Source organism: Microbacterium sp. AC145 (assembly GCF_979258505.1).
The window spans coordinates 3,333,164-3,354,949 of record NZ_OZ409859.1; the positions used below are offsets into that span (position 1 = coordinate 3,333,164).

Here is a 21,786-nt window from a genome sequence, read left to right on the forward strand (position 1 = left end):
CCTCAGACTACCCAGCCACCATGCGCACTCAACGGTCGACGAACGACATCTGCTGCGGGTTGTAGCGGTCGCCCTGCACACCGACACGGGCGGCGAGCTGGTCGAGATCGGCCATCTCGTCGGCCGACAGCGGCACCGCCGCGGATCCTGCATTCTCTGCGATCCGCGCGGTGCGCCTCGTGCCGGGGATCGGGACGATGAACGGTTCGCGGGCGAGCAGCCAGGCGAGGGCGATCTGTCCCGGTGACGCGTCCTTCGCCGTCGCGAGAGCTGCGACATGCTCGACCAGAGCCTGATTCGCGGCTCTGTTCTCCTCGCTGAAGCGGGGGATCGTGCCGCGGATGTCGCCGTCGGCGAAGGCGGTGGTCTGATCGACGGTGCCGGTGAGGAATCCCTTGCCGAGGGGGCTGAACGGCACGAAGCCGATGCCGAGCTCGGCGAGCACCGGCAGCACCTCGGCTTCGGGGTCGCGGGTCCACAGCGAGTACTCGCTCTGCAGCGCGGTGACCGGCTGCACCGCGTGCGCGCGGCGGATCGTCGAGGCGGATGCTTCGGAGAGACCGAAGTGACGCACCTTGCCCTCCGCGATCAGCTCGCCGACGGTGCCCGCGACATCGTCGATCGGCACGTCGGGGTCGACGCGGTGCTGGTAGAAGAGGTCGATCACATCGGTGCGCAGGCGTCGCAGCGACTCCTCGGCGACGCGGCGGATCTGCTCGGGCCGGCTGTCGAGACCGACGCTCTTGCCGTCTTCGATGCGCCAGCCGAACTTCGTCGCGATGACGACCTGGTCGCGGATCGGCTCCAGCGCCTCGCCGACGAGCTCTTCGTTGGCGTAGGGGCCGTAGACCTCGGCGGTGTCGAAGAATGTCACGCCGAGATCGAGCGCCGAACGCAGCACGGCGATCATCTCGTCGCGGCTGCCGGGGTTCGGACCGTAGCTCTGCGACATTCCCATGCAGCCGAGGCCGACAGCCGAGACCTCAAGTCCTTGGCCGAGTGTGCGAGTGTGCATGTCGTGTCCTTTCGTCAAGGCCGACGCTACGCCCGCTCGCGGCGCTGAGGGAGGGCCTGTCGGAACCTCCCTCAGACACCGTCCGAGCCCGCGCGACTACTCGGCCGAGTCGTCGCGCAGGTACGCGATGTGCGCCGCGTGGCGCGTCAGGTGGTTCTGCGTCCTTCGCACGAAGAACCAGGCCACGAGCAGAAGAGCGAACCAGATCGGCGTCACCAGCAGTGCGGTCAGCGTGTCGGGCTGGGTGGTCAGTGCCCACAGGATGAACACGAAGAACGCGAGCACCACGTAGACCATGAAGACCCCGCCCGGCATCCGGAATTTCGACGCCGCGACCTTCTCGGGGCGGCGGCGCCGGTAGGCGAGGTAGCTGCAGAGGAAGATCGTCCACACGAACATGAAGCACACGGCCGAGACCGTGGTCACCATGTCGAACGCGGTGCCGATGTCTTCACCCGCGTACAGCAGCACGACGCCCGAGAGCAGCAGGATGCACGACAGGAACAGTGCGTTCTGCGGCACCCGGCGCTTCGACAGCCGACCGAAGATGCGCGGGGCATCGCCGTCCTGAGCGAGGCCGAACACCATGCGCGAGGTCGAGTAGATGCCCGAGTTGGCGCTCGACATCGCCGAGGTCAGCACGACGAGGTTCACCACGGTCGCGGCGATGCCGAGGCCCGCGAGGGCGAACATCGCGATGAAGGGACTCTCACCGGCGACGTACTCGGTCCACGGGGTGACGGCCATGAGGATCACGAGGGCGCCGACGTAGAACAGCAGGATGCGGATCGGGATCGCGTTGATCGCCTTCGGCAGGTTCTTCTCGGGGTCTTTGGTCTCGGCGGCGGCCGTTCCGACGAGTTCGACGCCCACGAATGCGAACACCGCGATCTGGAATCCGGCGACGAAGCCCATGAAGCCGTGCGGGAACATCCCGCCGTGCGCCCAGAGGTTGCTGAAGCTGGCGGTGCCGGCGTCGTGCTGGAAGCCGGTGAAGATCATCACGAGTCCCGTGATGATGAGCGCGACGATGGCGACGATCTTGATCAGTGCGAACCAGAACTCCATCTCACCGAAGGCGGCGACGGTCGGCAGGTTCAGCGCGAGCAGGATGAGGATCACGAGCAGGCCCGGGATCCACAACGGGACGCCGGGGAACAGAGCATCCGTGTATCCGGCGATCGCGATCACATCGGCGACTCCGGTGACGACCCAGCAGAACCAGTAGGTCCATCCGGTGAAGAACCCGGCCCACGGGCCCAGCAGGTCGCTCGCGAAGTCGCTGAAGGACTTGTACTTGAGGTTCGACAGCAGCAACTCGCCCATGGCCCGCATGACGAAGAACAGCATGAACCCGATGATCATGTAGACGAAGATCACCGAGGGGCCGGCCACGGAGATCGTCTTGCCGCTGCCCATGAACAGGCCGGTGCCGATGGCCCCGCCGATCGCGAGCAGCTGGATGTGACGGTTGGTGAGCGCCCGCTTCAGGTGCTGGTCGTCGCCCTCGGCTGATCCGTCCACCCCGACGGATCCGCCTGTCTTCTCTGTCGTCATCGCTCGAACCTCCGGTGTTCCGTGCCGCGACCCGCTGCGGCATCCTTCCGACCGTACTTCTCGATTCGACCTGTCGACGAACCGAATCGATTCGATATCCTGGTACGACCCCCGATCCGCCCCCACTTTCTGCGAGCCGCTTCCCCATGGCCACCTCCCTCACCACGGGCCGCCCGTGGCGTGTCATCCTGTCGTTCTCGATCCCCCTGCTGCTCGGCAACGTCGTGCAGCAGATGTACCAATTCGCCGACGCCGTCGTCGTCGGGCGTCACCTCGGCGTGCAGTCCCTCGCCGCCGTCGGCGCGACCGGCAGCCTGCTGTTCCTGCTCATCGGCTTCGCCTGGGGCCTCACGAGCGGCTTCGCGATCCCGATCGCGCAGGCCTTCGGTGCGGGTGACGCCGCGGGCGTGCGCCGCTCGGTCGCCACGGGCGTGATCCTGACCGGCATCACGAGCGTCGTCCTGACGATCGCCGCTCCGCTGATCGCCCGTCCGGTGCTCGAGCTGCTGCAGACCCCCGCCGAGCTCATGCCCGAGGCGACGATCTTCACGCAGATCAGCTTCATCGGCGCGAGCGCGACGATGTTCTTCAACTACCTCTCCGCGATCATCCGCGCGATCGGCGACTCCCGCACGCCGCTGATCTTCCTCACCGTCTCGTGCGTGCTGAACGTCGGGCTGGTGGTCCTTCTGGTGGGCCCGCTCGCCTGGGGCGTCGGCGGTGCCGCCATCGCGACCGTCGTGGCCCAGGCCGTGTCGGTCATCCTCTGCCTCGAGTTCGTGCGCCGACGCCTGCCGATCCTGCACCTGCGCCGCGCCGACTGGCAGATCACCCGCGACGACCTGCGCGAGCACCTGCGCCTCGGCCTGCCGATGGGGTTCCAGGCTTCGATCATCGCGATCGGCACACTCGCGGTGCAGGTGGCCCTCAACACCCTCGGCTCCGATGCCGTCGCCGCCTACACGACGGCATCTCGCGTCGACGGGCTCGCCGTGGCCTTCCTGTCATCGCTCGGCCTCGCGGCCTCGATGTACTCGGCGCAGAACCTCGGGGGCCGGCGGCCCGACCGCATCCGCCGCGGTGTCATCGAAGGCACCTGGATGGCGGTGATCACCGGTGCGGTGCTCGGCGTGATCATCATCGCCTTCGGCACCCCGATGGTGCGCCTGTTCATCGGCGAAGGGTCCGACGAGGTCGTCGAGCTCGCGCATCTCATGCTCATCATCAACGGCTGCGGCTACTGGATGCTCGGCATCCTCTTCGTGCTACGTGGTGCGCTGCAGGGACTGGGCCACACGCTGGTGCCCACGGTGACCGGCGTGATCGAGCTCGTGATGCGCGTCGGTGCGGCGGTGGTGCTCGGTGCGCTCATCGGTTTCGCGGGTGTCGCGCTCAGCAATCCGCTCGCCTGGCTCGGCGCCATCGTGTTACTCGTGCCCGCCTACATCCGCGCGCACCGCGCTCTCGCCACCATGCCCGTCGAGCCTCTCGAGACGACCGAGACCTCGGCGATCGCGATCGTCGGGCCGACCGACGGGTCGATGGTCGTGGACGCCGTGATCACGCAGTCGCTCCCGGTGGTACGCGGATCGCGTTTCGCCTGGATGAAGCGCCGCTGAACGACGCGTCACGGTTGGAGAACATCATCCTTCAGATGGATGCCGTGTCACCCGATACTTCGTAATCTTGGTGATGCGGAGATACCGCTGACGGGGGGTCGTCATGACGTCATCGAGGATGGCACACGAGTTGGCAGCGTTCCTGGTACCACTGGGAATCTTCGGAGCGGCGGTGGCCGTGCTGTGCGCGGTCGTCGCAGGTGTCGCGATCGCACGCGGCGCAGGCGGTCTCGCGGGCGGAGCAGTGGGTCTGTGGATCCCTGCCGCCGTGATGAGCCTCACCGCATCGTTCGCGAATCAGTGGGCTCCGCTCATCGTCGCGGGGGCCGCGCTGGTCGGCATGCTGGTGATCGGCGGCGTGCTGCGCGTGTTCGTCGCATCGGCCGAGTCGCGGGCATCCGCGCGTCCGGTGGCGGCAGCGACCGAGATCGCGCCGGCATCAGCCCCGGTCACGACGATCGTGCCGCGCGGCGCGACGTCGACGAGCACAGGCAGCGTTCCCGCACTCGCGAGCTGAGGCTTTCGCCTCAGCGGTAGTCGCGGTCGCGGTGCTGTCGCGCCTCAGCTCCTGCCGCCACGCGCTCGACCTCGCGGGCGCGCAGTTCGACGCGACGGATCTTGCCCGAGATGGTCTTCGGCAGCTCGGGCACGAACTCGATGATCCGCACCCAGAGATGCGACGACAGGCGGTCGTGCGCATACGTGAAGATCGACCGGGCAGCGTCGGCCTCGGCATCCGTCGCATCCGGGCGCAGGCACACGTAGGCCTTCGGCACAGCCAGTCGCGTCGGATCGGGGCTCGGGATCACCGCCGCCTCGATCACGAGCTCGTGCTCGAGAAGCACCGATTCGAGCTCGAACGGTGAGATCTTGTAGTCGGATGCCTTGAAGACGTCATCCGCCCGGCCGATGTAGGTGAGGTAGCCCTCGTCGTCGCGCACCGCGATGTCACCGGTGTGGTGGTAGCCCCCGACGCGCGACTCGGCGGTCTTCTCGGGATCGTCGTAGTACCCGGCCATGAGCCCTGCGGGCGGGTGCGCGAGGTCGAGCGCGATCTCGCCCTCGGATTCGGCGAGCTCTCCGGTGGCGGGGTCGAGCAGCACGACCGGGTAGCCGGGAAGCGGGCGACCCATCGAGCCGACCTTCACGACCTGACCGGGGGAGTTGCCCACACAGGCCGTCATCTCGGTCTGCCCGAACCCGTCGCGGATCGTGCCGCCCCAGGCCTCACGAACGCGGTCGATCACCTCGGGGTTCAGCGGTTCGCCGGCGCCGACCAACTCGCGCGGCGGGCGCGTGAGACGGGCGAGATCGGCCTGGATCAGCATGCGCCACACGGTGGGCGGAGCGCAGAACGTCGAGACGTGGTGCGTGTCCATCACCTGCATGAGGGTGTTCGCGTCGAAGCGGTCGTAGTTGTAGACGAACACGGTCGCCTCGGCGAGGAACGGCGAGTAGAAGCTCGACCAGGCGTGCTTCGCCCACCCGGGCGAGGAGATGTTGAGGTGCACGTCGTCGGGGCGCACGCCCAGCCACCACATGGTCGACAGATGTCCGATCGGATACGAGACGTGGGTGTGCTGCACCAGCTTCGGGCGGTTGGTCGTGCCGCTCGTGAAGTACAGCAATGCCGTGTCATCGGCGGGAGTCGCGGCATCCGGGTCGAACGTCGTCGGCGCGTCGGCTGAGTCGTCGAAGCGCATCCACTCGGAGGGGAGGCCGTCACCCACCCCGATGCGCAGCACCTCGGCGTCGATGTCGGCGATGCGCTCAGCGAGGCTGCCGAGCGTGACGATCGCGCGGGCGCGGCCGTGCTCGACGCGATAGGCGAGGTCGGATGCCGAGAGCAGCGTCGAGGTCGGGATCGACACCGCGCCGATCTTGGTGATCGCGAGCATCACCTCCCACAGCTCGATCGTGTTGCCGAGCATGACGATGACGTGGTCGCCGCGACGGATGCCGAGCCCGATCAGCCACGCGGCGACCTGGTCTGAACGTGCGGAGAGGTCGCCGTAGGTCCACGACTCGAGGCTCAGATCAGCCGAGACGATCTGCACGGCCGGACGATCGGGGTTCTCGCCGGCGATCACGTCGAACCACTCGAGGGCGAAGTTGAACTCGCCGGGTGTCGGCCAGGAGAATTCGTCACGCGCCGCGGCGTAGTCGGTGGCGTTCGCGAACAGGAAGTCGCGCATCTCGCGGATCGCGGTCGTGGCTGCGGTGGCGCTGCGGCTCATTCGGGGCTCCCTTGCTCGACGGACGTCTTCCATCCTCGCACCGAGCGCGGCCGCCGGGCCGACCTACGGCAGGCGGATGGTTCCCGTGGCCAGGCGCTCGGTCGGCATCCGGTCGCGGTTGTAGGTGATCTCCTTGTATCCGTGCGGGGTGGGCACGCCGTCTTCGTCGAGGCTGACGAACACGATCTTCTCGATCGTGAGGATTCGCTTGCGCGTGATCATGTTGCGGGCGACGGCGCGCATGGTCAGAGACGTGGTGCCGAAGCGCGTGGCCTGCAGGCCGATCTCGATCAGATCGCCCTGCACGGCCGACGCCTCGAAGTTGATCTCCGAGATGTGCTTGGTCACCGCGCGGTAGTTGCCCAGCTGCACGATCGCGTAGATCGCCGCCTCCTCGTCGATCCACTTCAGCAGGCTGCCGCCGAACAGAGAGCCGTTCGCGTTGAGATCTTCGGGGCGCACCCATTTGCGGGTGCGGAAGTTGATGCCGTCTTCGGACCACTGCCACTCGGGTGTCTTCTGCTTCGCCATGCCTCGAGGGTAGAAGCGTCATGAGTCGGGAAGGTTACGCCTGCACATCCGTGCATCGTGAGGGGGAATCTGCCGAGGGCTGATCTGCCCGGAGCGGATACCGGCCCGCGGCAGAGCGAGGCGGCGGATGCTGGTCGCATGAGCGAAGACAACCCCCTCCCGCAGTTCGGCCCCGAGGCCAGGAGAGCCCTGTTCCACGAGCGTGTGCTCGTGCTCGACGGCGCACTCGACGACGACAACGGCACGCTGCTGATGACGCAGCTGCTGACTCTCTCGGCAGAGGACCCGACCACCGACATCGCCCTGTGGATCCACTCGCCCGGCGGTTCGGTTCCCTCGATGCTCGCGATCCGCGACCTGATGACGATGGTGCCGAACGACGTGTCGACTCTCGCGCTGGGGCTCGCCTGCAGTGCCGGGCAGTTCCTGCTCTCGGCGGGCACGAAGGGCAAGCGCCGCGCGCTGCCGCATGCGCGCATCCTGATGCATCAGGGGTCTGCGGGCATCGGCGGGTCGGCCGGCGAGATCGAGACCCAGGCCGACGACCTTCGGCACATGCGCGACACGGTGCTCGGGTTGATCGCCGCCGACACCGGGCAGCCGGTGGATCGCATCTTCGAGGACTCGCTGCACGACCGCTGGTACACCGCAGGGCAGGCGAAGGACTACGGCTTCATCGACGAGATCGTCACTTCTCTCGGCGACCTCATGCCGCGCCGCCGGGCTCGGGTCGGACTGGGGGCGAGCGCATGAGCGGCTACACGATCCCGAACGTCATCGCGCAGCATCCGCGCGGCGATCGGGTCATGGACGTCTATTCGCACCTGCTCGCGGAGCGGGTCATCTACCTCGGCACCGGCATCGATGCGGGTGTCGCGAATGCGCTTATCGCGCAGCTGCTGCACCTGGATGCCGACAATCAGGATTCCGGCATCCAGTTCTACATCAACAGCGAAGGAGGTGACCCGGGGGCGGCGCTCGCGATCTACGACACGATGCAGCACATCCGCCCCGCGGTCGCGACGACCTGCGTCGGGCAGGCGATCGGACCCGCCGCGCTGCTCGTCGCGGCCGGAGCGCCGGGACAGCGAGCCGCTCTCGCCCACGCCCGCATCGTGCTGCATCAGCCCGCGGGGCAGTCACGCGGCGCGATCCCCGACCTGATCCTCGCGGCCGACGAGGTGGTTCGCGTGCGGGCTGACATGGAGGCGATCCTCGCCAGGCACAGCGGACGCTCGCTGAGTGACCTTCGGGCCGACACCGATCGGGATCGCGTCTTCACGGCATCCGCTGCCCGGGAGTACGGACTGATCGATACCGTGCTGGGGGAGCGGGCGGCCTGAAGGGCCTCGGTGTTCGTCTGCAGGATCGGGGCACGAATGCAGGATGATTCTGCCGTTCTGGTCCTGCATCCGTGCCGAAGTCCTGCAGACGGACGGACCTCAGACGGACGGGCAGACGAGACGAGCCGTCAGGCGGCGAGGGCGAAGGCGCCGCGGGTGACAGACACCGCAGCGGATGCCGAGGCCATCGTCGACTGACGCAATTCGTCGGCCACGGCGCTCGCCAACTCGATCAGCGAAGTGTCGAGGGCCCCGGCGATCGCGGCGATCATCTCGCTCGACGGCTCTTTGAGTCCTCGCTCCACCTCGGAGAGGTACTGAGGCGAGACTCCGGCGTTTCCGGCCGTCTCGGTCAGGGTCTCGTCGCGGTCGTGTCGTCGGCGCCGCAGCTGGTCGCCGACCATCTGGCGCCACAGGGGTTCGGGCTCGCTCGGGCGAGGGCGGGCAGAGCGAGGTGCGCGAGGGAACGGGACGAGGTCGGCCATGCCTCACGATAATCCGCCGTCAGCGGCAGATTCGAGCGGTTCTGCTCAGAGCAGAAATCAGGCCTCGGCTCGCTCCACAGGAGTGGATGCCGCAGCATCCGTCGCCGCCCAGCTGGCGAGCATCCGCAGCTTCTCCTCGGATGCGGAGCCCGGCTCCGCCGTATACGTCGACATCTGCAGGCCGGGATCGGCCGGCAGCTCGAAGGCCTCGTAGGTGAGTTCCATCTCGCCGACGACAGGGTGGTTGATGCGCTTGACACCGCTGCGATGGAAGCGCACGTTGTGCGCGGCCCACAGGGTGCGGAACCGCTCGCTGCGGGTCGACAGCTCGCCCACGAGATCGGTGAGCTTGCGGTCGAACGGGTTGCGTCCGGCTTCGCCGCGCATCGCGGCCACGAGCTCCTGGGTGTTGCGCTCCCACTCGGGGTAGAACTCCTGCGCGGCCGGGTCGAGAAAGGCGAAGCGGGCGCTGTTGGGCACCGGCGTCGTGAAGAGCGGGGCGTAGAGCGCGCGGCCCAGCGCGTTCGCCGCCAGGTAGTCGAAGTAGTTGTTGCGCACGATCGCGGGCGCCTCCGTCATCGCGTCGAGCAGGCGCAGGATGCTGGGTCGCAGCGTCTCGACCTTCTTGCGCGGCTTGCGGGCGACCGGTGACGCATTGGCCGTGCGGGCGAGGTCGAACAGGTGCGCCGTCTCGGCCTCGTCGAGCTGCAGGGCGCGGGCGAGCGCGTCTAGCACGCTGTCGGAGACCCCCGACAGATCGCCCCGTTCGAGGCGGGTGTAGTAGTCGACGCTGACGCCGGCGAGCAGCGACACCTCTTCGCGGCGAAGCCCGGGTACGCGCCGGTTGCCGCCGTATGCGGGCAGGCCTGCCTGATCGGGGGTGATGCGGTCGCGCCTCGACGAGAGGAATTCGCGCACCTCGTTGCGGGTGTCCATGTCCTCGACGGTACGCCCCCTCGCCGGGTGAAGGGAGGTACTGGTGGACTCTCCCTCGTCTGCGAGAGCGCGCGCAGACTGAGAGCATGACAATGAACATCACGCTCAACAACGGCATCGAGATGCCTGCCCTCGGCTTCGGAGTCTTCCAGGCCGCTCCGGACGAGACCGTCGATGCCGTCAGCACCGCACTCGAGACCGGCTACCACCTGATCGACACCGCCGCCGCATACGGCAACGAGCGCGAGGTGGGCGAGGCGATCCGTCGCACCGGCATCGCGCGCGACGAGATCTTCATCGAGACCAAGGTCTGGATCAGCGACTTCGGCTACGACGAGACGCTGCACGCGTTCGAGAAGTCGACCGGCAAGCTGGGCGTCGACCAACTCGACCTGCTGATCCTGCACCAGGCTCTGCCGACCCGCTTCGACCTCACCCTCGGCGCCTACAAGGCGCTCGAGACCCTGCTCGCCGACGGCCGGGTGCGCGCCATCGGCGTTAGCAACTTCATGGTGGAGCACCTCGAGAAGCTGGCGGCCGAGACGAGCATCGTCCCGGCGATCAACCAGATCGAGGTGCACCCGTACTTCCAGCAGCGCGAGGTGCAGCAGGCGGATGCCGCTGCCGGCACTGTCACGCAGGCCTGGTCGCCCATCGGCGGCATCACGGCGTATCGCCCCAATGGCGCATCCGTCTTCGACGACGAGACTCTCACGGCCATCGCCGCCGAGCACGGCAAGTCGCCCGCTCAGGTGATGCTGCGCTGGCACCTGCAGCAGGGCCGCTCGGCGCTGCCGAAGTCGGTGCGCCCCGCCCGCATCGCCGAGAACTTCGACGTGTTCGACTTCGAGCTCACGGCCGATCAGCTCGGCGCGATCGACGCCCTCGACACGGGTGTGCGCCGCGGCCCCGAGCCCGAAGACGTCACGCTCGAGACCTTCGGCCGGGAGATCCCCGAAGCATGAGCTAGCTAGAGGGCCGCAGTCACACCCGGGAGCAGCTTGGCCGCGATCGCGCCGAGCTGCTCCCGCTCGGCCTCGGTGAGCGGATCGAAGATCAGTTCACGGATCTGCGCCACGTGCACGGGGGCAGCTCCCCGCAGCAACTCGCGACCGGCATCCGTCAGCGCGGCGGTCAGGGTGCGCTTGTCACTGCTGCACGAGGTGCGTGTCACCCAGCCGCGTTCCTCGAGCGAGTCGATCGCATGACTGAGACGCGAGCGGCTGAGCCCGGCGATCTGCGCGAGCTCGGTCATCGGGATCGCGCGGTCATCCTGACCCGCGAGCGTCACGAGGATCGCGTAATGCGCATGCTTGAGCCCGGTCTCGGCTTTCAGCGCGCGGTCGAGCACCTGCGGCAGCAGCTGCACGAACCGGATGGTCGGCAGCCACGTCTGCATCTCGGTGTCGTCGAGCCGCCGGTCGTTCACCACCTGCGCGTTCATCATGCGGCCGAGAGATCGAGCGTGTGCGCGGTGTGGTCGCGCTTGGCCTCGAGGTAGCGGTGGTTCGCATCCGACAGATGCACTCCCGTGCGCACCTGCTCGGTGACGCGGATGCCGAGGGACTCGAGCTGCGCCGCCTTGTCGGGGTTGTTGCTGAGCAGGCGGATGCTGTCGGCACCCACCGTGTGCAGCATCTGCGCCGCGACCGTGTAGTCGCGCTCGTCTTCGCCGCGGCCGAGGGCCAGGTTCGCCTCGTAGGTGTCGAGCCCTGCGTCCTGCAGTGCGTAGGCGTCGAGCTTGGCGTACAGGCCGATGCCGCGACCCTCCTGGCGCAGGTAGAGCAGGAATCCGCCCTCCTCGGCGATGCGCTCGACGGCTTCCCGCAGCTGCGGACCGCAGTCGCAGCGCTCGGATCCGAAGACATCGCCGGTCAGGCATTCACTGTGCGGGCGCACGAGAGGAGCGTCCCCGCCGTCGGCGGCGCGCTCGAGCGCACTCTTCCAGTCGCCGAGGCCGAGCAGCAGGTGCTCACGGCCGTCGACCAGGCCGTCGAAGGTCACGACATCCGCCGTGGTCGAGAACCCGTCGGCGAAGCGCATCGGCACACGAACGCGGGTGCGCTCAGTAGCGACCGGAACGACGGTTGAAGTTTCAATCATGTGGGGTGAAACGCGCGGTGCGCGTGTCTATTCCCACGAAGGGTGTTTTATCAGAGCCTCCCGCGGACGCGACATCCGGAGTTGACTGGAGCCACAACACCGAAGGAGCACCACTCATGCGTGGAGTAGTCATGTACGCACCCGGCGACGTTCGCGTCGAGGACCGCGAGAAGCCGACCATCACCCGTCCGACCGATGCCGTGATCCGGATCGCCGCGACCTGCATCTGCGGATCCGACCTGTGGCCCTACCGGGGCGCGAACGAGGTCGACCACGACCCGATGGGTCATGAATACGTCGGCATCGTCGAAGAGATCGGCGCCGATGTGAAGACCGTGAAGGTCGGCGACTTCGTCGTCGGATCGTTCATGGCCTCGGACAACACGTGTGAGATCTGCCAGGCCGGATACCAGTCCCGCTGCGTGCACGTCGTGCCGATGGGCGCCTTCGGGACCCAGGCCGAGTACTCGCTGATCCCGCACGCCGACGGCACGCTCGTCGCGACGCCGGGGCAGCCCGACGCCGATCTGATCCCGTCGCTGCTCGCGGCATCCGACGTGCTGGGCACCGGCTGGTTCGCCGCCGTCGCCGCAGAGGTCGGCCCGGGCAAGACCGTCGCCGTGGTGGGTGACGGAGCAGTGGGTCTGCTCGGCATCCTCGCCGCGCGTGAACTCGGCGCCGAACGGATCATCGCGATGAGCCGTCACGCCGACCGTCAGGCTCTGGCACGTGAGTTCGGCGCGACCGACATCGTGGAGGAGCGCGGAGACGAGGGCGTGGCCCGCATCAAGGAGCTCACCAACGGGCTCGGCGCGCACTCGGTGATCGAGGCCGTCGGCACACAGGAGTCGATGATGCAGGCCATCCGCGCGACTCGCGCCGGCGGTCACGTGGGATACGTCGGCGTCTCGCACGACGTCGCCCTGCCCGGCGAGGAGCTCTTCTTCTCGGGAGTGCACCTGCACGGCGGCCCGGCACCGGTGCGCCGCTTCCTGCCCGAGCTGATCCAGCTCATCTGGGACCGCAAGATCGACCCCGGCAAGGTGTTCGACCTCACGCTTCCGCTCGAGGAGGCCGCCGAGGGCTACCGCGCCATGGACGAGCGTCGCGCCACCAAGGTGCTGCTCACCGTCTGAATCGGCCGGCAGACGCCGACCCTGCGACAGTCCGACCTGCGACAGGAGAGAAGACATGCACATCGAAGACCGCACCCCGACCGTGAAGAACCCGCCCGAATGGTTCACGGGCGACGTCTGGCTCGACCCGATCATCGCCCCGCATGATGCAGACCAGCGGATGTCGGGAGGGCTCGTCCGGTTCGCACCCGCAGCGCGCACGGCGTGGCACTCGCACGCGCGCGGCCAGTACCTGCGCGTCACCGAGGGCACTGCCCTCTGCGGCACCCGTGACGGAACCGTCGTCGAGGCCCGACCCGGCGAGACGATCTACACGCCGCCCGGGGAGGAGCACTGGCACGGTGCCGCCGAGGACTGCTTCATGCAGCATCTCGCACTGCTCGAGGGTGCCGACGACCCGCGCGAGACCACGACATGGCTCGAGCACGTGACCGACGAGGACTATCGCCGGCGCTGACCCCCTACTCCGGTGCCGGTGACGGCACCGGGGTAGCCGCCGGCTCGCGGCGGCGCACGAGTCTCAGCTCACTGGCCACGATGCCGAGCACGACGAGTGCGCCGCCGATCAGCGCCAGCAGCGGCAGACGCTCACCGGCGATGCGCCCGACGATCCCGGCCCACACAGGCTCGCCTGCGTAGATGATCGTCGCGCGGGTCGGCGACACCGACTTCTGCGCCCAGTTCATCGTGAGCTGGATCAGGCAGCTCGCCGCGCCGAGTCCGACGGCGCAGCCCACCCAGATCCACGAGAACTCGGGCACGGTCTCGCCGACGACAGGCATGGTGAGGATGCCGAGTGCGCCGGCCGTGAGCAGCTGGATGATCGTGATCCTGCCGAGGTCGATCCTGCCCGCGAACACGCTGATGAGGATGATCTCGGCCGCGATCGGCAGCGTGCTGATCAGGGTCGCGATCTCTCCTGCCCCGAGGGTGAGGGTCAAGGCGGCTGGACCGGCGATCAGCAGCAGTCCCACGAACGCGAGCCCGGCGCCCACGAAGGCCATGGCCGGTGGACGCTTGCGGAACACCGCCCACTGGGCGAGCGGCACGAGCGGGATGTACATCGCCGTGATGAAGGCGGAGGTGCTGGAGTCGATGGTCTGCAGTCCGACGGTCTGCAGGCCGTAGCCGAGATAGATCATGACGCCGATCGCGACGCCCGCACCGATGTCGCGCCAGCGGATGCCGCGCAGCACCCGATGGAAGATGGCGACGCTGATCACTCCCGCCACGAGGAACCGGATGCCGACGAAGAACCACGGCCCGGAGTGCTGCATCGCCCAGTGCACGAGCAGGAAGGTGCTGCCCCAGACGGCGGTGATGGCGAGGAGCGCGATCTCCTGCGGGCGGAGTCGCATCCAGTGGAATCGAGTGGGCACGCGCAGTCCCTTTCTCGACGAAGCCGGATCGAGCCTAGTACTCGGTACCCTCGCAGGATGAGCAACTTCGTGAGCGCCGACGATCTGCACCGGCTTCTGGCGAGCGACAGCACGGTGCGCGTGATCGACGTCCGCTGGCGCCTGGATCGCCCGGATGGCCATGCCGACTACCTCGAGGGGCACATCCCCGGTGCGGTCTACGTGCCGCTCGACACCGAACTGTCCACGCACGGGCAGCCGTCGGAAGGGCGGCATCCGCTTCCCTCGACGCAGACCCTGCAGGATGCCGCCCGCCGCTGGGGCGTCGACGGCGGAGACATCGTCGTGGCCTACGACGACAGCAAGGGCCTCAGCGCCGCGCGCGCCTGGTGGCTGCTGAGACAGGGCGGCGTCGATGTGCGCGTGCTCGACGGCGGCATCCGGGCCTGGCGTGCTGCCGGGTTCCCGGTCGAGACCGATGACGTGCGGCCCGAGCCGGGTGATGTCGTGCTCGACGAGATCGGCGCCGATGCGATCTCGATCGACGAGGCCGCCGACTTCCCGGCATCCGGTGTGCTGCTCGACGTGCGAGCGGCCGAGCGCTATCGCGGCGAGCATGAGCCGCTGGACCCCATCGCCGGGCACATCCCCGGCGCGGTGAACCTGCCGATGGCTGCGCACCTCGATCCGGAGGGCAAGATCCTCGACACCCACACTCTGCAGGCGAACTTCGCTCAGGTCGGCGTGAGCGACGGCACTCCCGTCGCGGCCTACTGCGGATCCGGGGTCACCGCCGCGCACACCGCCCTCGTTCTCGACGAGATCGGGATCCCGGCCAAGGTCTTCCCGGGATCGTGGAGCCAGTGGTCGAACACGCCGGGTCGGCCCGCGGCGGTCGGCGATCAGGCCGGCTGAGGTCGCACGGTCGGCTCAGCGGCCGTCGTCGTAGCTCCAGCTGATCCCGAGAAGGCCGGGTCCGAACGCCCTGCGCACCTGATGGATCGACGTACGTCCGCCGAGGTCGAGGATCGTGGTCTTCGCCCCGCTCGGCGTCTCGACGCGTTCCTCGATGCGGTCGGGCAGGGCGTCCGGGTGGAATCGCGTCCACACCAGCAGCTCGCGGCTCTGGCGCGCGAGCGCGTGGCCGGTCTCGCGCTGCGGCGGGTATCCGGGCGGGTACTCGACCGACCACTCGACCATCGCCGTCTCCGGCGCGGGCAGCGGCTTCTCGAGCTCGAACAGCACCCCGTGCACCTCGCCGTTGGGGTGCGAGTAGCGCGCCGAGATGCGGCCTCCGGACACCGCTTCGATCATCGGGGTCGGTGTGCGCTCGCCGGGAGTCAGCTCGAGGAAGGGGATCGAGTCGACCGTGCCGACCGTCGACTGCACGATGCTTCGCGTCACCGACCGGTACACGTTCCCGGCCTCGTCGACGTCGGTCACCGAGTGCGTGGTCAGCTCACGAGACGTGTCGGGGTAGACGGCGCCGAGCGCCGCGAAGGCCTCTCGCACCGCGCGCTCGAGTTCTTCCTCGTCGAGGGGGAACTGAGTCGGCCCCAAGGGTCCTGTGCGGTTGGTCGCACCGAGCAGAGCGGTCAGGGCTCCGCTCTCGAGGCCCAGAAGCTCTTCGATGTCACTGAGCGCCGCCATCGACTGGGCGCTCTCCGGACGCCGGGCGCCCGACCGCCAATAGCTGAGGGTGGCCATCGAGACGCTGTTGCCGCGGCTGCGCAGGAGCTCGTGGAGTCGTGCGAGGGTGAGCCCGCGCGCGTTGATGGCATCGCGGAACGAGCCGGCGAATGAATCCGCCGCGCGCCGGATGCCATTTTCAATACTCGTCACAGCACCCCTCCGGTATGTGAAGAATCGAGCTCTAGAGTGAGCTTACGACCACACCGGCATCCCGTAGGGGACGGAGTGCTGTTTCTGGGGTCCAAGGGTTGTACCGCCGCAAGCAGGGTGCCCGACCTTGTGAGCGGATGCGACCCGACGCAGTGCCGCCCCCGACGCTGCGTTCTGTCGCGGGGCTTGACGATCGATCTGGGGAGGTCCGTCGGGCCCCGCGAACACCCTCCGCGTCGGCATCCACCCAGCGCCCCCGCGTAGACTGGGGGGAACACCCCGGAGGACTCTGGATCGTCATGTCTGCCCCTGCCCGCGCGTTCACCGTGCGTCACGTTCAGCTGCTGCGCGCGCTCTTCGCCGCTGCCGCCGCCGTGATGATCACCTTCTCGCCCGACCACTCGGCCGCCGTCGGTCTTGCGGTCTTCAGTGGCTTCGTGATGACCAGTGCTCTGGTGATGGTCCTCGCCGCGTGGCTCGTCTTCCCCGCAGGCCAGCGCTGGCCTGCGATCGTGCTGGCACTGCTCGGCTTCGCCGCGGGAATGACCGCGGGCGTTCCGATGTGGCGCACGGATGACATGTTCTTCATCGTCGTGATCACGTGGGCCGCGGCGACCGGGCTCGTCGAGCTGATCGTGGGCCTGCGCGCGCGGCGCACGGGCGACGTCACCGCACGCGACTCCATCACCCTCGGCGCTCTCGGGCTGCTGCTCGCGGTGGTGCTGCTCGCGATCCCCGCCGGTTTCGTGCAGCCCTACGCCATCGAGGGCGCAGGTGACTTCGTGCTCACCGGCATCATCCTCGGGGTCGGCATGTTCGGCGGATACGCGGCGATCGTCGCGGTCTTCCTCGGCATCGCAGGACTGACCCCGAAGAACGCGGACGCCGCCGACGTCGCCGCCGCCACTGACGTGAGCCCCGCGCCCGTCGACCACGGAGGAGACCGATGAGCGACGAGAAGCCCACCCGCAGAGACATCCTGCGTCCGCTGCACCTGCTCGGCATCGCTCTCGCCTGCGGCGTCTTCGCCGCGATCGTCACGCTGGTCTCGACCGGCGCCTTCACGGCGCGCGTCAACGACGCGATCGCGAACGGCTCCTACGACGGGCTGACCCCGATCGCCCTCGGCCTGGTCGTGGGCGGTGGCGCGTTCATCGTGACGCTGCTGATCCTGGCGATGCTGATCCTCGTCGTCGACCCGGCCGACGTGACCAGGACGGTCGATCGTCCTGTGCTCTACGACCCCGAGACTCCGGATGAGCCGGACTCGGGCACGGGCTCGGGCTCGACGGACCGCACCGCTTCGTCCTGAGTCTCGCGTGAGTGGCCCCGCCTGTGTGCGGGGTCGATTTCGCATCGGGATCGGCTGATTCGGATGCAGAAGTGACCCCGCCTGGGCCAGGGATGCGCGACTGGCCCCGCCCGGGCCGGGGGTGCGCAACTGACCCCGCACCGCCCCGCGGATGCAGAACTGACCCCGCTCGAGCCCGGGCCGGAGCCGGATGCTGAGCGGGGTCAGGATGCGCGGAGCGCTACTTCGCGAGCTGCTCGGCGATACCGGTGTACGTCGCGGGCGTCAGCGCGAGGAGGCGCTGCTTCGCGGCATCCCCGATCTCGAGTCCCTCGACGAACTCGGCCAGGTCGGCCGCACCCACACGGTGTCCGCGGGTCAGCTCCTTGAGCAGAGCGTAGGGGTCGGTGATCGACGAACGGCCGGCGACGACCTCGGCACGGATGACGGTCTGGATCGCCTCGGCGAGAACCTCCCAGTTCACGTCGAGGTCGGCGAGCAGCACATCGCGCGACAGCGAGATCGCGTTGAGCCCGCGGCGCAGGTTGTCGATCGCGAGCAGCGAGTGCCCGAACGCCACGCCGATGTTGCGCTGCGTGGTCGAGTCGGTGAGGTCGCGCTGCAGTCGGCTCGTGACGAGCGTCTGCCCGAGAGAGGCCAGCAGGGCGCCGGAGATCTCGAGGTTCGCCTCGGCATTCTCGAAGCGGATCGGATTGATCTTGTGCGGCATGGTCGACGACCCGGTCGCACCGGCGACGGGGATCTGCGCGAAGTAGCCGAGCGAGATGTAGGTCCAGATGTCGGTGGCGAGGTTGTGCAGGATGCCGCCGGCGTGACGCACGCGGTCGTACAGCTCGACCTGCCAGTCGTGCGACTCGATCTGCGTGGTCAGCAGGTTGAAGCCCAGGCCGAGGCCCTCGATGTATTCGCGCGAGATCGTCGGCCAGTCGGCGTCGGGATCGGCCGACAGGTGCGCCGACCAGGTGCCGGTCGCGCCCGAGAACTTGGCGAGGTAGTCGGATGCCGCGATCTGGGCGCGCACGCGCTCGAGGCGCCAGGCGAAGACGGCGATCTCCTTGCCCATGGTCGACGGGGTGGCCGGCTGTCCGTGGGTGCGGGAGAGCATCGCGGCGTCGGCGTGCTCGGCCGCCAGCTCGCGAAGCTTCGCGATCACGACGTCGAGGGCCGGAAGCCAGACCTCTTCGACGGCGCGCTTCACGGTGAGCGCGTAGGAGGCGGAGTTGATGTCCTCGCTCGTGCAGGCGAAGTGCGTGAGCTCGGCGATCGAGTCGAGGCCGAGTGTCGACAGGCGATCGCGCACCAGATACTCGATGGCCTTCACATCGTGCTGAGTGACCGCTTCCTTCTCGGCGAGCCAGTCGATCTCGGCCTGACCGAAGTCACGGTAGAGCGCGCGCAGGCGCTCCTTGTCGGCATCCGACAGCGGGCTGGTCTCGAAGAGGGAGCGATCGGTGAGGGCGATCAGCCACTCGACCTCCACCTCGACGCGAGCGCGGTTGAGACCCGCCTCCGAGAGGAAGTCGGCGAGTCCGGTGACGGCACCGCGGTAGCGGCCGTCGAGCGGGCTCAGGGGCTGCGGCGGGAGCGAGGGCTGGAAAGTCAGGGGAATCCTCCTGATCAGGCCCCGAGATCACGGGGCGTGCGGGGCTGGCGAAGGGCCGGTTCGAGCTGGCGGAACAACCCGCGGGTCGCCGCCTCAATCATACCGAGCACCGAATCGAACATCTCTGGCCCTGCGTAGTAGGGATCCGGCACGTCCTGCGTCGATGCGGCGGGGTCGAAGGCGAGCAACAGGGTGACCTTGCCCTCCTCGTCCTCATCACGGGCCCACTCGCGCAGATTCCGCTCGTGCGTGCGGTCGAGCGCGACGACGAGATCATTGTCCGCGAACGATGCGAACGTGAACTGCTTCGCCCGGTGCTGGGAGCCGTCGTAGCCGCGCCGTGCGAGCGAGTCGAGCGTGCGGTGGTCGGCCTGCTCCCCGAGGTGCCAGTCGCCGGTGCCGGCGCTGCGTGACACGATTCGCGAGCCGAGTCCCTGGCGTTCTGCGAGATCGCGGAAGACGACCTCCGCCATGGGGGAGCGGCAGATGTTCCCCGTGCAGACGAAGATCACGCGAAAGGGATCCGGGGATGGCACTGTTCCATTGTGCCGGTCGACGGCGGATCGCGCGACGCGAGAATCCTCAGCGTGGCAGGGTCCGCACCCGTTCTGCACTGGTGGCGTTGCCGAGAGAAGCACTCACGAAGCCCGGAACCGCGGGGCGGTTCGGGCGCGCGCGGCGGTGCGGATCCCGGATGCTGGGCGCATGAACTCCATCGCACTGATGCAGATGTCCGCGGCCGAGGCCGAATGGGCGAAGAGCCAGGCGGCCCGCGATCTCCGCGCCGCCGTCGACGCACTCGACGATGCCGGTGCGTCGCTGAGGGGACTCGTCGATGACACCGCGTGGCGGTCTGACGGGATCAGAGCGATGCGCGATGCCCTGGGCGACTACGGGCGACGCACGTGGGCCGAGGCCTCCGACACGCGTGGGCGCGTGTCGGAGGTGGCGGGGATCGACCTGTCATGAGCGGCATCGAGATCGATCATGGTGGAGTCATCTCGGTCGACCCCGATGTGCTGCGGGAGGTCGCGCGGCGGATGGATGCCGTCGCGACGCGCTTCGACGACGCGCGGGATGCGATGGTGCGGGCGTATCGCGTGATCGTCGATGCGCCGGGCTTCAGCGCGCAGGTCGACACCGTCGCGCTGTGGTCCTCAGGGGAGCGGGTGTCACGCCTGCACAGGGACTGCCGTGAGACCACGTCGAGCACCATGCTGATGGCCGACGTGTACGAGTACGTCGAGCTGCGGGCAGAGGCCGCGATGCTCGCGCAGACCGATCCGGACTCGGCGCGCCGGCTGGCCCTGCAGGCAGACCAGCTCGCCGAGGGAGACGATCGCATCCCCGGCATGGCCGCGATGCTCGAGGCGCAGTGGAAGAGCGAGAGGTTCGAGGGGCTTCTTCCGGCGCCGTTCCTGCCGGGCGTGTACGGTCCCGTCTTCGCAGCGGCTGCGGTTGCCGGTGCGTTCCTGGGGTTCGGCAAGGTGCACCCCGGCGAGACACTGACCGGCAAGGCCGATCAGGTCACGGTGGCTCCGGTGAAGACCTCGACGCCGTCGTCTGCCCCGGGCAGCCTCGCGTCGGCGTTGAATCGGATGCCGGTCTCTGCCGGAGCACAGGTCGCGGTCGAGAAGTTCAACTTCCCCGACGGCAGCACGAGGTTCGTCGCCTACGTCAAGGGAACCCAGAGCATCGGCTGGGGCGGCGCCGAGCCGTGGGACATGAAGTCGAATGCCGAGCTCTATCAGGGGCAGAGGTCCGCGTCGTATCAGGCGACGATCGATGCGCTCGAGGCGGCGGGAGCGCAGCCCGGCGATGTGGTCGATGTCGTGGCGCACTCGCAGGCCGGCATTGTGGCGGCGTACCTGTCGATGGAGAGCGAGTTCGACGTGCAGATGCAGATCACGGCGGGAAGCCCCGTCGAACCGACACTCGATGACGACCAGGATCTTGTCCAGCTGCGGCACACCGACGACCCGGTCTCCGCGCTGAGTGGGGGCTCTGCGGAGGGTACTGGTTCTCCCGACAGCTTCACGGTGTCGCGCCAGGGCGACCCTGGCGTCACCGTCGGCGACATCTGGGTCGATTCGCACTGGCTCCATTCCTATGAGGAGACAGCGGCGATGGCCGATGAATCAGGAGACCCGCGCGTCGCGAAGCTCGACGACTACTGGGAGGAGATCGGCCGCGCAGAGACCATCGAGCGGACCGAGTACCACGCCGAGCGGGTGATCGAGTATCCGGTCGCCGCCGGAGATGCCGCCGACAGGGCCGCGGTCAGTCGCGGCGGGCAGGCTTCCGCTGGGGGCGCAGGATGAAGCCGAAGACGCCGTTGATCAGCGAGATGATCAGTGCCGCCAGAACGCCCCACCAGAAGCTGCCGACAGTGAGGCCCCAGCCGAACCCGCTCGTGATCCACGCCGTCAGCCACAGCAGGAAGCCGTTGATCACGAATCCGATCAGGCCGAGCGTGAGGATGTACAGCGGGAAGGCCACGATCTTCACGACCGTGCCGATGATCGTGTTCACCAGGGCGAAGATCGCCGCGACCGCGAGCAGCGTGAGCACGAGCTGCAGGGTCTCGCCGGGCGCGAAGGCCCGGATCTGCACCTGCAGGGCGGGGATCAGCGTCACGACCCACAGGGCGAACGCGTTGACGACGACTCTGATGATGAAACGCATGGTCAGGCCAGTCTCCCATGAGGT

The 21,786-nt window shown here is 68.3% G+C and carries 25 protein-coding genes; 12 read left to right on the forward strand and 13 right to left on the reverse strand.

Annotation, left to right across the window (positions count from 1 at the left end):
• Nucleotides 1-28: 28 nt before the first annotated feature.
• Entirely contained in the window at nt 29-1,015 is a 987-nt protein-coding gene (locus ACZZZN_RS16060; protein ID WP_463506130.1) for an aldo/keto reductase, read from the reverse strand.
• 96 nt (nt 1,016-1,111) lie between these two features.
• Nucleotides 1,112-2,572 carry a D-serine/D-alanine/glycine transporter gene (cycA, locus tag ACZZZN_RS16065; RefSeq protein ID WP_463506131.1) on the reverse strand — a complete coding sequence of 487 codons (1,461 nt, stop codon included), beginning with the start codon at nt 2,570-2,572 and terminating at the stop codon, nt 1,112-1,114.
• A gap of 146 nt (nt 2,573-2,718) precedes the next feature.
• Here cycA and ACZZZN_RS16070 point away from each other — a divergent pair, with 146 nt between their 5' ends.
• A complete protein-coding gene (locus tag ACZZZN_RS16070; RefSeq protein WP_463506132.1) occupies nt 2,719-4,191 on the forward strand; it encodes an MATE family efflux transporter in 1,473 nt (490 codons plus the stop codon).
• A gap of 103 nt (nt 4,192-4,294) precedes the next feature.
• Nucleotides 4,295-4,708, forward strand: coding sequence for a hypothetical protein (locus tag ACZZZN_RS16075; protein ID WP_463506133.1), 414 nt, complete (start codon nt 4,295-4,297; stop codon nt 4,706-4,708).
• 10 nt (nt 4,709-4,718) lie between these two features.
• Here the strand turns inward: ACZZZN_RS16075 and ACZZZN_RS16080 are convergent, their stop codons facing one another.
• A complete protein-coding gene (locus tag ACZZZN_RS16080; protein ID WP_463506134.1) occupies nt 4,719-6,428 on the reverse strand; it encodes an AMP-binding protein in 1,710 nt (569 codons plus the stop codon).
• Nucleotides 6,429-6,491: 63 nt separating this feature from the next.
• A complete protein-coding gene (locus tag ACZZZN_RS16085) occupies nt 6,492-6,959 on the reverse strand; it encodes an acyl-CoA thioesterase (protein ID WP_463506135.1) in 468 nt (155 codons plus the stop codon).
• A gap of 138 nt (nt 6,960-7,097) precedes the next feature.
• Here ACZZZN_RS16085 and ACZZZN_RS16090 point away from each other — a divergent pair, with 138 nt between their 5' ends.
• Both ACZZZN_RS16090 and ACZZZN_RS16095 read left to right on the forward strand, forming a co-directional pair.
• Complete coding sequence (locus tag ACZZZN_RS16090) at nt 7,098-7,712, forward strand: ClpP family protease (RefSeq protein ID WP_463506136.1); 615 nt, start codon at nt 7,098-7,100, stop codon at nt 7,710-7,712.
• Complete coding sequence (locus ACZZZN_RS16095; protein ID WP_463506137.1) at nt 7,709-8,302, forward strand: ClpP family protease; 594 nt, start codon at nt 7,709-7,711, stop codon at nt 8,300-8,302. Before ACZZZN_RS16090 ends, ACZZZN_RS16095 begins: the two co-directional genes overlap by 4 nt.
• 128 nt (nt 8,303-8,430) lie before the next feature.
• Here the strand turns inward: ACZZZN_RS16095 and ACZZZN_RS16100 are convergent, their stop codons facing one another.
• Complete coding sequence (locus tag ACZZZN_RS16100) at nt 8,431-8,787, reverse strand: helix-turn-helix domain-containing protein (RefSeq protein ID WP_463506138.1); 357 nt, start codon at nt 8,785-8,787, stop codon at nt 8,431-8,433.
• Nucleotides 8,788-8,844: 57 nt separating this feature from the next.
• A complete protein-coding gene (locus ACZZZN_RS16105; RefSeq protein ID WP_463506139.1) occupies nt 8,845-9,723 on the reverse strand; it encodes a helix-turn-helix transcriptional regulator in 879 nt (292 codons plus the stop codon).
• A gap of 92 nt (nt 9,724-9,815) precedes the next feature.
• On the opposite strand from ACZZZN_RS16105, the gene ACZZZN_RS16110 reads away from it, so the two are divergent.
• Nucleotides 9,816-10,688 carry an aldo/keto reductase gene (locus ACZZZN_RS16110; RefSeq protein ID WP_463506611.1) on the forward strand — a complete coding sequence of 291 codons (873 nt, stop codon included), beginning with the start codon at nt 9,816-9,818 and terminating at the stop codon, nt 10,686-10,688.
• A 5-nt stretch (nt 10,689-10,693) separates the two neighbouring features.
• Here ACZZZN_RS16110 and ACZZZN_RS16115 read toward each other — a convergent pair whose 3' ends face one another.
• Together ACZZZN_RS16115 and ACZZZN_RS16120 are read right to left on the reverse strand one after the other, a co-directional pair.
• Nucleotides 10,694-11,170, reverse strand: coding sequence for a MarR family winged helix-turn-helix transcriptional regulator (locus ACZZZN_RS16115; protein ID WP_463506140.1), 477 nt, complete (start codon nt 11,168-11,170; stop codon nt 10,694-10,696).
• Entirely contained in the window at nt 11,167-11,826 is a 660-nt protein-coding gene (locus ACZZZN_RS16120) for a GTP cyclohydrolase II (RefSeq protein ID WP_463506141.1), read from the reverse strand. Before ACZZZN_RS16120 ends, ACZZZN_RS16115 begins: the two co-directional genes overlap by 4 nt.
• Before the next feature lie 116 nt (nt 11,827-11,942).
• Here ACZZZN_RS16120 and ACZZZN_RS16125 point away from each other — a divergent pair, with 116 nt between their 5' ends.
• Together ACZZZN_RS16125 and ACZZZN_RS16130 are read left to right on the forward strand one after the other, a co-directional pair.
• Nucleotides 11,943-12,962 (forward strand): zinc-dependent alcohol dehydrogenase family protein, encoded by a 1,020-nt coding sequence (locus tag ACZZZN_RS16125; RefSeq protein WP_463506142.1) that lies wholly within the window; start codon nt 11,943-11,945, stop codon nt 12,960-12,962.
• A gap of 55 nt (nt 12,963-13,017) precedes the next feature.
• Complete coding sequence (locus ACZZZN_RS16130) at nt 13,018-13,419, forward strand: (R)-mandelonitrile lyase (RefSeq protein ID WP_463506143.1); 402 nt, start codon at nt 13,018-13,020, stop codon at nt 13,417-13,419.
• 4 nt (nt 13,420-13,423) lie between these two features.
• Here ACZZZN_RS16130 and ACZZZN_RS16135 read toward each other — a convergent pair whose 3' ends face one another.
• Nucleotides 13,424-14,341, reverse strand: coding sequence for a DMT family transporter (locus ACZZZN_RS16135; RefSeq protein WP_463506144.1), 918 nt, complete (start codon nt 14,339-14,341; stop codon nt 13,424-13,426).
• A 57-nt stretch (nt 14,342-14,398) separates the two neighbouring features.
• On the opposite strand from ACZZZN_RS16135, the gene ACZZZN_RS16140 reads away from it, so the two are divergent.
• The gene (locus tag ACZZZN_RS16140) at nt 14,399-15,235 is read left to right on the forward strand and encodes a sulfurtransferase (RefSeq protein WP_463506145.1); all 837 of its coding nucleotides are present in this window, start codon (nt 14,399-14,401) and stop codon (nt 15,233-15,235) included.
• Nucleotides 15,236-15,250: 15 nt separating this feature from the next.
• On the opposite strand, the gene ACZZZN_RS16145 is transcribed toward ACZZZN_RS16140, so the two are convergent.
• On the reverse strand, nt 15,251-16,162 hold the full coding sequence (locus ACZZZN_RS16145) for a hypothetical protein (protein ID WP_463506146.1): 912 nt from the start codon (nt 16,160-16,162) through the stop codon (nt 15,251-15,253).
• Nucleotides 16,163-16,461: 299 nt separating this feature from the next.
• Here ACZZZN_RS16145 and ACZZZN_RS16150 point away from each other — a divergent pair, with 299 nt between their 5' ends.
• Both ACZZZN_RS16150 and ACZZZN_RS16155 read left to right on the forward strand, forming a co-directional pair.
• Nucleotides 16,462-17,112 (forward strand): acyl-CoA synthetase, encoded by a 651-nt coding sequence (locus ACZZZN_RS16150; protein ID WP_463506147.1) that lies wholly within the window; start codon nt 16,462-16,464, stop codon nt 17,110-17,112.
• Nucleotides 17,109-17,474 carry a hypothetical protein gene (locus tag ACZZZN_RS16155; RefSeq protein WP_463506148.1) on the forward strand — a complete coding sequence of 122 codons (366 nt, stop codon included), beginning with the start codon at nt 17,109-17,111 and terminating at the stop codon, nt 17,472-17,474. Before ACZZZN_RS16150 ends, ACZZZN_RS16155 begins: the two co-directional genes overlap by 4 nt.
• Before the next feature lie 220 nt (nt 17,475-17,694).
• Here the strand turns inward: ACZZZN_RS16155 and purB are convergent, their stop codons facing one another.
• Together purB and ACZZZN_RS16165 are read right to left on the reverse strand one after the other, a co-directional pair.
• On the reverse strand, nt 17,695-19,077 hold the full coding sequence (gene purB, locus ACZZZN_RS16160; RefSeq protein ID WP_463506612.1) for an adenylosuccinate lyase: 1,383 nt from the start codon (nt 19,075-19,077) through the stop codon (nt 17,695-17,697).
• A gap of 14 nt (nt 19,078-19,091) precedes the next feature.
• Nucleotides 19,092-19,613, reverse strand: coding sequence for a low molecular weight protein-tyrosine-phosphatase (locus ACZZZN_RS16165; RefSeq protein WP_463506149.1), 522 nt, complete (start codon nt 19,611-19,613; stop codon nt 19,092-19,094).
• Nucleotides 19,614-19,782: 169 nt separating this feature from the next.
• Between ACZZZN_RS16165 and ACZZZN_RS16170 the strand changes: the two genes are divergently transcribed.
• Both ACZZZN_RS16170 and ACZZZN_RS16175 read left to right on the forward strand, forming a co-directional pair.
• The gene (locus tag ACZZZN_RS16170) at nt 19,783-20,046 is read left to right on the forward strand and encodes a hypothetical protein (RefSeq protein ID WP_463506150.1); all 264 of its coding nucleotides are present in this window, start codon (nt 19,783-19,785) and stop codon (nt 20,044-20,046) included.
• Nucleotides 20,043-21,398 carry an alpha/beta hydrolase family protein gene (locus ACZZZN_RS16175; RefSeq protein ID WP_463506151.1) on the forward strand — a complete coding sequence of 452 codons (1,356 nt, stop codon included), beginning with the start codon at nt 20,043-20,045 and terminating at the stop codon, nt 21,396-21,398. Before ACZZZN_RS16170 ends, ACZZZN_RS16175 begins: the two co-directional genes overlap by 4 nt.
• Here the strand turns inward: ACZZZN_RS16175 and ACZZZN_RS16180 are convergent.
• Nucleotides 21,358-21,762 (reverse strand): phage holin family protein, encoded by a 405-nt coding sequence (locus tag ACZZZN_RS16180; protein ID WP_201470662.1) that lies wholly within the window; start codon nt 21,760-21,762, stop codon nt 21,358-21,360. The genes ACZZZN_RS16175 and ACZZZN_RS16180 overlap by 41 nt on opposite strands.
• Nucleotides 21,763-21,786: the final 24 nt, after the last annotated feature.

Coding starts and splice junctions, on each gene's coding strand:
- ACZZZN_RS16180 (WP_201470662.1), bottom strand. CDS start 21,762: ATGCGTTTCATCATCAGAGTCGTCGTCAACGCGTTCGCCCTGTGGGTC.
- ACZZZN_RS16105 (WP_463506139.1), bottom strand. CDS start 9,723: ATGGACACCCGCAACGAGGTGCGCGAATTCCTCTCGTCGAGGCGCGAC.
- ACZZZN_RS16075 (WP_463506133.1), top strand. CDS start 4,295: ATGACGTCATCGAGGATGGCACACGAGTTGGCAGCGTTCCTGGTACCA.
- ACZZZN_RS16150 (WP_463506147.1), top strand. CDS start 16,462: ATGTCTGCCCCTGCCCGCGCGTTCACCGTGCGTCACGTTCAGCTGCTG.
- ACZZZN_RS16095 (WP_463506137.1), top strand. CDS start 7,709: ATGAGCGGCTACACGATCCCGAACGTCATCGCGCAGCATCCGCGCGGC.
- ACZZZN_RS16175 (WP_463506151.1), top strand. CDS start 20,043: ATGAGCGGCATCGAGATCGATCATGGTGGAGTCATCTCGGTCGACCCC.
- ACZZZN_RS16140 (WP_463506145.1), top strand. CDS start 14,399: ATGAGCAACTTCGTGAGCGCCGACGATCTGCACCGGCTTCTGGCGAGC.
- ACZZZN_RS16090 (WP_463506136.1), top strand. CDS start 7,098: ATGAGCGAAGACAACCCCCTCCCGCAGTTCGGCCCCGAGGCCAGGAGA.
- ACZZZN_RS16155 (WP_463506148.1), top strand. CDS start 17,109: ATGAGCGACGAGAAGCCCACCCGCAGAGACATCCTGCGTCCGCTGCAC.
- ACZZZN_RS16080 (WP_463506134.1), bottom strand. CDS start 6,428: ATGAGCCGCAGCGCCACCGCAGCCACGACCGCGATCCGCGAGATGCGC.
- ACZZZN_RS16125 (WP_463506142.1), top strand. CDS start 11,943: ATGCGTGGAGTAGTCATGTACGCACCCGGCGACGTTCGCGTCGAGGAC.
- ACZZZN_RS16085 (WP_463506135.1), bottom strand. CDS start 6,959: ATGGCGAAGCAGAAGACACCCGAGTGGCAGTGGTCCGAAGACGGCATC.
- ACZZZN_RS16060 (WP_463506130.1), bottom strand. CDS start 1,015: ATGCACACTCGCACACTCGGCCAAGGACTTGAGGTCTCGGCTGTCGGC.
- ACZZZN_RS16070 (WP_463506132.1), top strand. CDS start 2,719: ATGGCCACCTCCCTCACCACGGGCCGCCCGTGGCGTGTCATCCTGTCG.
- ACZZZN_RS16120 (WP_463506141.1), bottom strand. CDS start 11,826: ATGATTGAAACTTCAACCGTCGTTCCGGTCGCTACTGAGCGCACCCGC.
- cycA (WP_463506131.1), bottom strand. CDS start 2,572: ATGACGACAGAGAAGACAGGCGGATCCGTCGGGGTGGACGGATCAGCC.
- ACZZZN_RS16170 (WP_463506150.1), top strand. CDS start 19,783: ATGAACTCCATCGCACTGATGCAGATGTCCGCGGCCGAGGCCGAATGG.
- ACZZZN_RS16130 (WP_463506143.1), top strand. CDS start 13,018: ATGCACATCGAAGACCGCACCCCGACCGTGAAGAACCCGCCCGAATGG.
- ACZZZN_RS16110 (WP_463506611.1), top strand. CDS start 9,816: ATGAACATCACGCTCAACAACGGCATCGAGATGCCTGCCCTCGGCTTC.
- ACZZZN_RS16100 (WP_463506138.1), bottom strand. CDS start 8,787: ATGGCCGACCTCGTCCCGTTCCCTCGCGCACCTCGCTCTGCCCGCCCT.
- ACZZZN_RS16115 (WP_463506140.1), bottom strand. CDS start 11,170: ATGATGAACGCGCAGGTGGTGAACGACCGGCGGCTCGACGACACCGAG.